General features: G+C 45.5%; 11 protein-coding genes. 9 read left to right on the top strand and 2 right to left on the bottom strand.

From position 1 onward, the window contains the following. The first annotated feature begins 378 nt into the window (after nucleotides 1-378). From ABK447_RS14395 to ABK447_RS14365, 7 genes are all read left to right on the top strand, one after another. A complete protein-coding gene (locus ABK447_RS14395) occupies nucleotides 379-795 on the top strand; it encodes a DUF1641 domain-containing protein (protein WP_003154908.1) in 417 nt (138 codons plus the stop codon). A gap of 39 nt (nucleotides 796-834) precedes the next feature. Further along, entirely contained in the window at nucleotides 835-2,013 is a 1,179-nt protein-coding gene (locus ABK447_RS14390; protein WP_012117352.1) for an NAD(P)/FAD-dependent oxidoreductase, read from the top strand. 171 nt (nucleotides 2,014-2,184) lie between these two features. Beyond that, on the top strand, nucleotides 2,185-3,582 hold the full coding sequence (uxaC, locus tag ABK447_RS14385; RefSeq protein WP_015417271.1) for a glucuronate isomerase: 1,398 nt from the start codon (nucleotides 2,185-2,187) through the stop codon (nucleotides 3,580-3,582). 24 nt (nucleotides 3,583-3,606) lie between these two features. Next, the gene (locus ABK447_RS14380; protein ID WP_033574553.1) at nucleotides 3,607-4,998 is read left to right on the top strand and encodes an MFS transporter; all 1,392 of its coding nucleotides are present in this window, start codon (nucleotides 3,607-3,609) and stop codon (nucleotides 4,996-4,998) included. Nucleotides 4,999-5,068: 70 nt separating this feature from the next. After that, nucleotides 5,069-6,067: a LacI family DNA-binding transcriptional regulator gene (locus tag ABK447_RS14375; protein ID WP_007407297.1), complete on the top strand. Its 999-nt coding sequence runs from the start codon at nucleotides 5,069-5,071 to the stop codon at nucleotides 6,065-6,067. A gap of 75 nt (nucleotides 6,068-6,142) precedes the next feature. Further along, nucleotides 6,143-7,588: a tagaturonate reductase gene (locus ABK447_RS14370; protein WP_033574554.1), complete on the top strand. Its 1,446-nt coding sequence runs from the start codon at nucleotides 6,143-6,145 to the stop codon at nucleotides 7,586-7,588. Further along, nucleotides 7,585-9,078 carry an altronate dehydratase family protein gene (locus ABK447_RS14365; protein ID WP_349909087.1) on the top strand — a complete coding sequence of 498 codons (1,494 nt, stop codon included), beginning with the start codon at nucleotides 7,585-7,587 and terminating at the stop codon, nucleotides 9,076-9,078. Before ABK447_RS14370 ends, ABK447_RS14365 begins: the two co-directional genes overlap by 4 nt. Nucleotides 9,079-9,111: 33 nt before the next feature. Here the strand turns inward: ABK447_RS14365 and ABK447_RS14360 are convergent, their stop codons facing one another. Further along, nucleotides 9,112-9,876, bottom strand: coding sequence for a sulfite exporter TauE/SafE family protein (locus ABK447_RS14360; protein ID WP_020955677.1), 765 nt, complete (start codon nucleotides 9,874-9,876; stop codon nucleotides 9,112-9,114). Nucleotides 9,877-10,020: 144 nt separating this feature from the next. Continuing rightward, entirely contained in the window at nucleotides 10,021-10,488 is a 468-nt protein-coding gene (locus ABK447_RS14355; RefSeq protein WP_025284602.1) for a DinB family protein, read from the bottom strand. A gap of 205 nt (nucleotides 10,489-10,693) precedes the next feature. Between ABK447_RS14355 and ABK447_RS14350 the strand changes: the two genes are divergently transcribed. Together ABK447_RS14350 and ABK447_RS14345 are read left to right on the top strand one after the other, a co-directional pair. Then, complete coding sequence (locus ABK447_RS14350) at nucleotides 10,694-11,830, top strand: Rap family tetratricopeptide repeat protein (RefSeq protein ID WP_087920760.1); 1,137 nt, start codon at nucleotides 10,694-10,696, stop codon at nucleotides 11,828-11,830. Further along, on the top strand, nucleotides 11,820-11,954 hold the full coding sequence (locus ABK447_RS14345; RefSeq protein ID WP_003154881.1) for a PhrA family phosphatase inhibitor: 135 nt from the start codon (nucleotides 11,820-11,822) through the stop codon (nucleotides 11,952-11,954). Before ABK447_RS14350 ends, ABK447_RS14345 begins: the two co-directional genes overlap by 11 nt. The last annotated feature ends 104 nt before the right edge of the window (nucleotides 11,955-12,058 follow it).

Raw genomic sequence — 12,058 nt, 5'->3', positions numbered from 1 at the left:
AAGCGGATGGTCTGTAAAAAAATAGCCTAAAAGAAACGTTATTACACCCCCGCCATATAAATAATTTCATAAACGAAACAATTCACGTTCAAATTTTGTTCAAAAAGTGTTATTATATAAGAGTAAATCAAATTGGGGTTTTTTATGTTTGCTATTTTCAGAGAGGAAAAAGAAATTTTGACTTATTCAATTGTTTTTGTTGATATAAAAATAATACTGGATATGGCAAAGTGAAAAACTGGGTAGTAAACATTTATTTTTGTAAATGATTGTGCATGAATTCACAATCTTGCTTTTTCATGCTTTTCTGCATGAAGGGGGAAAGGCTACCCTTTCCAAAAAAATCAGCATACTGCTTATAGTAAAGGAGAATCGGATATGCCAGAAACAATCGATCAAACAAATGCATCTGTCAGCCAAGGCCAACGCGATCTTATTGATCAGCTGCTAAAACCTGAAGTTCAAGAATCACTGACTGTTTTAGTGGATCAGCTTCCAAAACTGACTGAGTTAGTAAATATTTTAACGAAGTCTTATGATTTTGCACAGTCTGTAGCGACAGACGAAGTATTGAAGAGCGATACAGTGGGTGCGCTTACAGAAATTCTTGAGCCGGTGAAAGAAACAGCGAAAGAAGTGGCGGCTACTGCGATCGAAGCAAAAGACCGCGCGGATGCAAGCAATGAAACGATCGGACTTTTCGGCCTGCTGCGCATGCTGAAAGATCCTCAAGCTCAAAAGCTGTTCCGTTTTGCTAACAGCTATCTTGAAATCATGAACGAAAAACAAAAATAATCTCAGATTCAAATTGATATAAAGGACGGAGGATATACGATGTCAAAACATATTGTCATTTTAGGCGCTGGTTACGGCGGAGTTCTTTCTGCTTTAACCGTTCGCAAACATTACAGTAAAGATGAAGCACGCGTAACCGTTGTGAACAAATACCCGACTCACCAAATCATTACGGAACTGCACCGCCTTGCAGCGGGCAACGTGTCTGAACAGGCTGTTGCTATGCCGCTTGAAAAACTTCTGAAAGGAAAAGACGTCGACATTAAAATCGCAGAAGTCAATTCTTTCTCAGTTGATAAGAAAGAAGTTGCCCTTTCTGACGGTTCTAAGCTGACTTATGACGCGCTTGTTGTCGGACTTGGTTCTGTTACGGCTTATTTCGGCATTCCTGGACTCGAAGAAAACAGCATGGTGCTGAAATCTGCGGCTGATGCCAACAAAGTATACAAACACGTGGAAGACCGTGTGCGTGAATACGCTAAAACGAAAAACGAAGCTGATGCAACAATCCTTATCGGCGGCGGCGGCTTAACAGGCGTTGAGCTTGTCGGTGAGCTTGCTGACATCATGCCGAACCTTACGAAAAAATACGGCGTAGATCCGAAAGCAATCAAACTGAAATTAGTAGAAGCAGGTCCGAAAATTCTTCCTGTTCTTCCTGATGACCTTATCGAACGCGCGACAAAAAGTCTTGAAAAACGCGGCGTTGAGTTCTTAACAGGTCTTCCTGTTACAAATGTTGAAGGAAACGTTATTGATCTGAAAGACGGTTCAAAAGTCGTTGCCAACACATTTGTATGGACAGGCGGCGTACAAGGCAACCCGTTAGTCGGCGAATCCGGCCTTGAAGTGAACCGCGGCCGTGCGACGGTTAACGATTTCTTACAATCTACTTCTCATGAAGATGTATTCGTTGTCGGAGACAGCGCTGTATACTTTGCGCCGGACGGCCGTCCGTACCCGCCGACAGCGCAAATCGCTTGGCAGATGGGTGAACTTGTCGGTTACAACCTGTTCGCTTACTTAGAAGGAAAAACGCTTGAAACATTCAAGCCTGTAAACTCTGGTACGCTTGCAAGCCTCGGACGTAAAGACGCGGTTGCCATCATCGGAGCGAACTCTACTCCGCTGAAAGGTCTTCCGGCATCTTTAATGAAAGAAGCAAGTAACGTACGTTATTTAACACATATCAAAGGATTATTCAGCCTCGCTTACTAATTCTTAAGATCACACAGAAGACATTGCCGGACTTTCTCGGCAGTGTCTTTTTTTAACGGATACAATTTTCTGAAAAATAAAATAAAATGATTGATATGTGAGAAAGAGGAAGCTAAAATAAAAAAGAATCATTTTGTTAACGTTAACATTTTTAAGAGGGAGGATGAAAGTGTGAAAGCTTTTATGGGTGATGATTTTTTACTGGATAGTAAAACGGCCGTAAAGCTGTACAGGGAATATGCTGAAAACATGCCGATCATTGATTATCACTGTCACTTAAGCCCAAAGGAAATCTATGAAAATAAAACCTTCGCAACGATTACGGAGGCATGGCTTTACGGTGACCACTACAAGTGGCGGATCATGAGGGCCAACGGCATTGAAGAGCGCTGTATTACCGGAAACGCTTCAGATGAAGAGAAGTTTTTCGCCTGGGCAAAAACGGTGCCGATGGCGATAGGCAATCCGCTGTACAGCTGGACGCATTTAGAGCTGCAGCGCTGGTTCGGCATTTATGACGTATTGAATGAAAAAACGGCCGCGGCAATTTGGAAAAAAACGAATGAGCTCCTGCAGGGAGACGGGTTTGGCGCAAGGGATCTCATTCTGAAATCAAATGTCAAAGTCATTTGCACAACCGACGATCCTGCCGATGCGCTGACATACCACGAACTGTTGAAAGAAAGTGATTTTCCGGTTCAAGTGCTGCCCGGATTTCGGCCTGACAAAGGACTGGACATCAGCAGCCCGGGTTTTGCCGATTGGGTCCGTTCGCTGGAGAGCGCTTCAGGAATGGCTGTCACCACCTACCAATCGTATTTAGATGCGTTAGAATCCCGCGTCCGCTTTTTTCACAATGCCGGGGGAAGAGTGTCGGATCATGCGTTAGATCAAATGGTTTATGCCGAGACGACCGAAGAGGAAGCGGCCTGGATTTTTGCAGCCGGATTAAGCGGAGAGCATGTGTCTTTTGAAGATGAAAAGAAATTCAGAACACGGACGCTGCAATATCTTTGCGGTCTTTACGCCGAACTGGACTGGGCGATGCAGTTCCATATTAACGCGTTAAGAAATACCAATACAAATAAGTTCAGCAGCCTCGGTCCTGATACGGGATATGACTCAATTAATGATGAACGTATCGCAAAACCGCTTGCCCGGCTGTTAGATTCCGCCGAAAAAAAGCGGCAATTGCCTAAAACGATTTTGTATTCTTTGAATCCGAATGACAACTATATTATCGCCAGCATGATCAACAGCTTTCAGGATGGGAAAACACCGGGGAAAATTCAATTCGGCACAGCCTGGTGGTTCAATGACACGAAAGATGGAATGCTCCAACAAATGAAAGCGTTATCAAACATGGGCCTGTTCAGCCGTTTTATCGGGATGCTGACGGATTCAAGAAGTTTCCTGTCCTATCCCCGCCATGAATACTTCAGGCGGCTTGTCTGCACGCTGATCGGCGGCTGGGCGGAACAAGGCGAAGCGCCTTACGATATGGAGCTTTTAGGAAAGATTGTCGAGGGGATTTGTTACCGGAATGCTGAGGAATATTTCCGCTTTTAAAAAATGGAATGAAAGAGGTGGCCTATGAGTAATGTGCCTGTCGTGACAGCACCTGCCGCAAAAGTGAAGGAGCATAAGCTGAGTCTGAAAGAAAAAGTATCCTATGGTTTTGGAGATTTTGGGAACGGATTTATGTTTGATCTCGGGCAGATCTATTTGCTGAAGTTTTTCACAGATGTTGCAGGCATTCCGGCAGCGTTCGCCGGCAGTATTTTTTTGGTCAGCAAGCTGTTTGCGGCTGTGACTGATCCGATTGTCGGCTCGGCCATTGACTATAGAAAAAAGATCGGACCCCGGGGGAAATTCAGGCCGTACTTATTATTCGGAAGTATTATTCTTGCGGTCATGACCGTATTGATTTTTGTGTCACCGGACGTGAGCGTCACCTGGAAGCTTGTGTACGCCTATGCTTCTTACATGCTGTGGGGGGTCGCTTATTCTTTCGTCAATATTCCGTACGGCTCCCTCGGCGCGGCCATTACACAGGATGCGGAGGACAGAACGGCGCTTTCCGCATTCCGCCAGATCGGCTCCCTCGGCGCGCTGCTCATTACAAGTGTCATCGTCATCCCGATTCTTGTTCATTTTGATAACGTTCACATCGGCTACCCGGCAGTCATGGGAATGATGGCCGTAATCGGAATCGCGGGATTTATGATCTGCTACCGAAACTGCAAAGAAAGAATTATCGTCCGTGAAGCGCCGAAAGAAAAGCTGTCCGTCATGTCGGTTTTCAAATGCTTTATCGGCAACAAACCGCTTCTGACCGTCGTTTTCATGACGATTTTCTCAATATCGGCATATAACATTAAATCCGCTATGCTTGTTTACTTCGCCCAGTATAATCTCAACAATGCGGAGCTGATGTCCTACATGAGTTTTATCATCATCGGTTCTTCATTTTTAGGTGTTTTGTTTATGCCGAAACTCGTCAAACATTTCGGAAAAAAGCAAACGGTGATGATCGGTTTCGCCGTCAGCGCCGCGGCTGATGCGCTGAATTTCTGTCTGCCGTCAAACGTATTTATCTTTACGGCGTTAGCGAGCATTGCTTTTATCGGGATCAGCATACCAAACGGCATTACGTGGGCGCTCGTGTCAGACATTATTGATTACGGGGAATGGAAGACGGGTGAACGGAAGGAGGCGACGACATATTCGCTTTTCAACTTCTCCAGAAAACTCGCCCAATCTTTATCAGGTTTTCTTTCAGGCATCGGGCTGAGCGTTATCGGCTATATCCCGAATGCATCTCAGACAAAAGGCACGTTAATCGGGATTAAAGGGCTTCTGCTGCTGTACCCGGCTTTCGCTTTAGCGTGCGCCATGCTGATTATCGGTTTGATGTATAAACTGACGGACCGGCAGCATGCCGAGCTCGTTCAGGACTTACATCATGCAAAACCTCAACTTTAGTGATTTTATGGACTGTCCGTTAATGGTACAATAGAAATAAATGACAGCATACAGAAAGAAAGGAAAAACGATGGTAACCATAAAAGATATCGCAAAACTCGCCAACGTATCCCACACAACCGTATCCCGGGCACTTAACGGCAGCCCCTACATTAAAGAGCATACAAAACAGAAAATATTAGAGCTCGCTTCACAGCTGAATTACACACCGAATGTAAATGCAAAAAGCCTTGCCATGCAAAAGTCCCATACGATCGGGCTGTTTTTTACAAGCATCACAAACGGAACCTCACACAGCTTTTTTTCCGATACCATCAAAGGTGTAAACCGCACAATCAGTGAGGAATACAATTTGTTCGTCCGCGCGATTGACGACCTGAAAAGCTTTGAAACCATTACGCCCATGAGATATGACGGAATCATTTTAATGAGCCAAAGCGACAGTGATAATTCATTTATTTATCATATCCGCGAGAAAAACATCCCGCTTGTCGTGCTGAACCGGGATATTGATGACCGGAGCATCACGAATATCCTGTCAAACGATAAAGAAGGCTCCAGACAGGCGGTCGACTGCCTGATCGCAAACGGACACAGAGATATCGCGATCATTGAGGGAAAGGAAGGATTCAGGTCAACTTCTCAGCGGAAAGAAGGCTATTTGACATCTTTAATTGATCATTCTATTCCGATTAAGCATGAATACAGTGTAAAAGGCCGCTATGATATGGAAAGCGGCAGTCAGGCGATGGAAAAACTCTTGGCGCTTCAATCACCGCCTACGGCTGTTTTTTGTTCAAACGATGATATGGCGATCGGGGCGATGAACGCTATTTTCGCCAAAGGCCTGAACGTTCCGGAAGATATATCCGTTATCGGGTTTGATGACATCGGCATTTCCCAATACATGACGCCGAGGCTTTCGACAGTAAAACGCCCGGTAGAAAACATCAGCATACTCGGCGCAGAGAAGATTTTGGCGCTAATCGCCGACCCGGATACGGCGGCGGAAAAAATATATGAAAACACCGAGGTGATGATAAGAGATTCCATTAAAAAACTCACATAACGGCCCGTCTGAATATCCGGGTTTTCACACGGAGAAATGTTAACGTGTGCATAAATACAGAAGGAGGCGGACAGCTTGCAGCAGCTGAATAAAAAGATGTGCGGCGAATACATTCAATATCCTGAAAAAGTCCTTCAGTTCGGTGAAGGCAACTTTTTGCGGGCTTTCGCTGACTGGCAGATCGATCAATTGAATCAATTGACGGATTTTAACGGAAGCGTTGTCGCCGTACAGCCGAGAGGCTCTGAGAAAATCAAACGTTTAAACGAGCAGGACGGTTTATTTACGCTTTTTTTGCAGGGGATAAAGGACGGAAAACCGGCTGAAGAACACATGATCGTCAAATCCATCAGCCGCGGCATTGATCTTTTTTCTGACTATGATTCCTTTAAACGGCTGGCAGCACAAGAGGAGCTTCGTTTTATCATTTCCAATACGACGGAAGCGGGAATTACGTTTGAGAAAGGCGACCGGCTCGAGGATAAACCTCAAAAAACATTCCCCGGGAAATTAGCGGCGTTCCTTTATTTCCGCTATAAGGCATTTGCGGGTGACGCCGAGAAAGGGTGCATTGTGCTTCCATGTGAACTGGTCGAAGAAAACGGACGGAAACTGAAGGCGGCCGTGCTTCAATATGCCGGGCTGTGGGAGCTGGAACCTGGTTTTACTCAATGGATTCATGATGCGAACATCTTCTGCAATACCCTCGTGGATCGGATTGTTCCCGGATTTCCTGTTGATACCGCGGAAGAACTTACCGATTTTCTCGGATACGAAGACCGTCTGCTTGTGGTCGGTGAGCATTATTATTTGTGGGTGATAGAAGGGCCGGAACAGCTTCAGAATGAGCTTCCTTTTACTGAGGCCGGGCTGAACGCACTGATCACATCTGACCTTACGCCTTACAGGACAAAAAAGGTGAGAATCTTAAACGGCGCTCACACGGCATTGGCGCCAGTGGCTTTACTATACGGACTGCAAACCGTCCGGGAAGCGGCTGAGCACGAGGTGACGGGCAGATTCATCGAAGAGCTGATCAATGAAGAAATCCTCCCTGTGCTGCAAATGGAGGGTGTCACCCAATACGCGGCAGACGTGTTACAGCGGTTTAAAAACCCTTATAGCCACCATTATCTGCAAAGCATTACCCTTAACGCCGCCGCGAAATTCAAAACAAGAAACCTGCCGACGCTGAGGGCTTATATCGAACAGGAGGGCCGGCTACCTGAGAAGCTGGTATTTTCGTTCAGCGCCATGATCTATTCATACTGGAACGGACCGAACAAACCGGCAGACGGCGGGGAGGTTCTTAACCGTTTTCAAATGGCGCGGTCCCGTTGCAAAGATGATATGTTTCAAGCGGCATCTGCCATATTAGGAGAAGAGCGATTGTGGGGGAAGAATCTGAATCATCTTCCGGGGCTGACTGAACGAACGGCTTTTTTTCTGTCTGTCATTCATAAGCGGGGTATGAAGCATGCGTTACATGAATGCTGCGGAAAAAAGGGGGAAGTGAAATGAAAGAGGTCATAAAAATCCATAAAAACGATAACGTGCTTCTCGCCATGCGCCATTTTAACAAAGGAGAGCGGCTGCATACAGACGGACTGACGATTGAAGTGAAGGACCCTGTCAAGCGGGGGCATAAAATCGCGCTGCAAACCATTGAAGAAAACGGCAGCATCATTAAATACGGTTTTTCGATCGGGCGTGCGACAAGGCGGATTTCGGCCGGCGAGCATATTCATGCCCATAATCTGCAAACGAATTTATCCGATGTGCAAGAATACACGTATTCACCGCGCTTCGAGGACAATCCTTTTACAAATGAGAACCGGACATTTAAAGGTTACAGAAGAGAAAACGGTACATTCGGCGTCCGGAATGAACTGTGGATCGTGCCTACAGTCGGCTGCATAAACGGCGTCGCTGAGAAAATCCTGCAGCGCTTCGTAAAAGAGACGAAAGACATTGCGCCCTTTGATAATGTGCTGGTTTTAAAGCATCAATACGGATGCTCCCAGCTTGGCGATGATCATGAGAATACGAAACAAATGCTGATAAACGCCATCCGCCATCCAAATGCGGGCGGTGTGCTGGTTTTAGGGCTCGGCTGTGAAAATAATGAGCTGGCGGCGATTAGGGAAACCCTTTCTGAAGTGAACGGAGATCGTGTGAAATTTCTCGAATCACAAGCTGTCACAGATGAAATTGAAGCGGGGACTGCGCTTCTTAAAGAGATACATCTTACGGCAAAGGGAGATAAACGTGAGGAGATTCCGCTGTCAGAATTGAGCATCGGATTGAAATGCGGCGGGTCGGACGGTTTTTCCGGCATTACGGCAAACCCTTTATTAGGGAGATTTTCAGACTACTTGATTGCACAGGGAGGGAGCACGGTCTTAACGGAGGTGCCTGAGATGTTCGGCGCTGAGACGATTCTCATGCAGCGCGCGGCGAGTGAAGAAGTGTTTCATAAAACAGTCCGATTGATCAATGATTTCAAGCAATATTTTATGAAGCACGAGCAGCCGATTTATGAAAACCCGTCACCAGGGAATAAGGAAGGCGGCATTTCAACGCTCGAAGACAAGTCGCTCGGCTGCACCCAAAAAGCCGGTCTTGCACCGGTTTCTGATGTGCTGACATACGGTGAAACACTGAAAACAAAGGGATTGACACTGCTCAGTGCGCCCGGCAATGATTTAATCGCTTCTTCAGCGCTCGCCGCGGCGGGCTGTCACATCGTTTTGTTTACAACCGGAAGAGGCACGCCGTTCGGCACATTTGTCCCGACTGTGAAAGTATCAACAAATACCGATTTATTTCAATCAAAACCGCATTGGATTGATTACAACGCGGGGAGATTGGCGGAAGACGAAACAACAGAAGATCACATTGTAAGAGATTTTATTCAATACATTATTAACGTTGCAAGCGGACAATTCGTCAATAACGAAAAAAACGATTTTCGGGAGCTTGCAATCTTTAAGTCCGGTGTGACGTTATAAGGGAAAAGGCGATCTGACAACAGACCGCCTTTTTTATATTAATTTTATTCCGCTGATTAAAATAATCGCCGCCATCACAAACTGCAGGGGGCGCGGTGAGAATTTCGGCGAAAAGAAGCTGCCGAGAAGCACACCCGGCACAGAGCCGATCAACAGATTCAATACAAGCAGGTAATCGACGCTTCCAAAGCTTGCGTTTAACAGACCGGCAGCAGTTACGAGCAGAAAGGCATGTGCGATATCCGTTCCCACCACTTCTGCCGTTTTCATTCTGAACAGGTATAACATGGCGATCGCAAATAATGAGCCGGATCCAATAGATGTCAGGCCGACGATGAAACCGAAAATGACGCCGATCAGTATCATGAGTGTCCGCTTTTCTTCAAGCGTTTTTTGCTGCCAGCGGTTCGGCCGCAGTCTTTTATCGAAAAAAAGGCGGGCGATAATGGAAATGGCGACAAGGGTCAGTACGTAGCCGAGCGCCTGTTTGATAATCTGCTCCTGATGCTGGTGAAAAGCGGGAAACAAGTGAAGAACACCGATGGCGGCTGTTGCGCTGGGAATGCTTCCGAGCGCCAAGTAACCGACAAGTTTAAATTGAACGGTGCGCTGCTTCCAATGAGAAACGACACCGAACAGTTTGGTGATGGAGTTATATAAAAGGTCAGTGCCGACGGCGATTGAGGGGTTGATCCCCAAAACGATCAGTAAAGGAGTCAAAAGCGCTGCTCCTCCCACACCCGTCAATCCGACAAGCGTTCCGACAAAGAAACCCATAAACACAATGCTTACTGTCATCTGTGTGCCTCCTGAATAATCCTACTATTTTTATCAGATTATATATGATTAAGAGGCGGTAATCAATTAAATTTTCGGAAAATTTTATACAGAACAAAAAATCCGCCAGCCTGCTGTTATGTCGCAGACCGGCGGATGGCCGGATTATGATTTTTGCTGATAAAACGGAAGTTCCGTGTGGCCCATTTCTCTGACATACACGAAAAGATTGCCTTTATGATGAATTTCATGCTCCATCGCAAGCTGAAGGAGAGCCGCGCCGGTCACTTTTCTGCCGAAAGAGGCGGTCAGGTCAATTTCGCGGTTCAGCTGCTCTTCTGTCAGCTGTGACAGGATGTCTGTCGTTTTTTCAGTACACGTTTCAGCCAGTTTGACGAGGTCTGTTTCTGCTTCTTCTTTCGGTTTGTTCTGGATGGCTGATGCGTTTCCGTCGTTAATGACGTTTGCAAACATAAGAAAAGAATAAACCATGTGTTTTACAAGTTCCTGAGCGGACATTGATGTCTCTGCCGGCTTATAATCGTAATGTTCGCGGCTGATTTTTTCCGCCAGCTCAATCGTCACGTTTCGATGTGACAGAAAGTGGCTGACCAATTGATTTTGTGCTGTCATGTGAAAACCCCCATTTAATACAGAATAAAAAGCTGCAAGGATATGCTATATCAACGGCACGGAAGAAACAAGCAATAAGCTTGTGACGGAGATAAATCGTTGCGGATATCCGAAATTCGACAATTGCGGTCTTTTTGCGTTCTTCTTTTTCTAGCAAATATGATAAAATATGACATATCTCGGTCATTCCAAAAGGGGGGATTTATTGAGGATGAAGCAGACTATTCCGTCCTCTTTTGTCGGGCTCAAAATTAATGAATGGTATACCCATATCCGGCAGTTTCACGTCCTTGAGGCGGAGCGCGTCAAACGTGAAGTAGAGAGAGAGATCGAGGATATGGAAGAAGATCAGGATCTGCTGCTGTATTATTCATTAATGGAATTCAGACACCGTGTCATGCTGGATTACATCAAGCCCTTAAAGGAGGACCCTTCTCAGCCTGAGTTTTCAGAATTATTGGAAGACATTGAAGGCAACCAGTATAAACTGACAGGACTGCTTGATTACTACTTTAATTTTTTTCGAGGAATGTACGAATTTAAACAGAAAATGTTCCTAAACGCCATGATGTATTACAAACGGGCTGAAAAAAACCTTGCACTCGTTTCTGATGACATCGAGAAAGCTGAGTTTGCTTTTAAAATGGCCGAGATATTTTACAACCTGAAACAAACCTACGTCTCCATGAGTTATGCCGTTCAAGCCCTTGAAACGTACCAATCGTATGAGACGTACAACGTCCGCAGAATCCAATGTGAATTCGTTATTGCAGGGAATTATGATGACATGCAGTATCCAGAAAGAGCATTGCCCCACTTAGAACTTGCTTTAGATCTTGCAAAACAAGAAGGCAATCCCCGTCTTATCAGTTCAGCCTTATATAATCTCGGAAACTGTTACGAAAAAATGGGAGACCTCTCTAAAGCAGCCGAATATTTTGAGACATCCGTTTCCATTTGCAGGTCAGAAAAGTTCGATAATCTTCCGCATTCTATTTACTCATTAACACAGGTTCTTTATAAACAGAACACTACAGCCGAAGCAGAGAAGCAATACCGCCTCGGGCTCAGTATCGCCCGCGAATACAATGATGAATTGTTTGTGAATCTGTTCCAATTTTTACATGCGTTATACGGCAAGGAAATGGATAACGCATCCGTCAGGCACACGTTTGATTTTCTGGAAGAACACATGCTGTATCCGTATGTGGAAGAATTGGCGCATGACGCTGCCAAATTTTACATGAAACACGGACAGCCTGAAAAAGCGCTCACGTTTTATGAAAAAATGGTGCACGCCCAAAAACAAATCCAGAGAGGAGATTGTCTATATGAAATCTAAACTGTTGTCAGGATTGCTGCTTGTTGCTGTCGGGTTCAGCTTTACACAGGTGATCGGCCATGAAAGCCATTTGGAAAATCAAGCGGACGGCACATTCCATATTGCCGCGCGCAACCAAACATAACATAAAGACCCTTCTTTGGAAGGGTCTTATTTTTTGCATGCGTATCCATTCCATTTTTATCCGAATGCAGGGTCTATATGCTCAAGTTATCTGTCCTACGAATG

This window comes from Bacillus sp. hwrm1 (assembly GCF_040207805.1).
Lineage (GTDB): Bacteria > Bacillota > Bacilli > Bacillales > Bacillaceae > Bacillus > Bacillus velezensis.
Note: the sequence above shows the minus strand (reverse complement) of the source record. Positions and strands in the feature narration are given on the sequence as shown.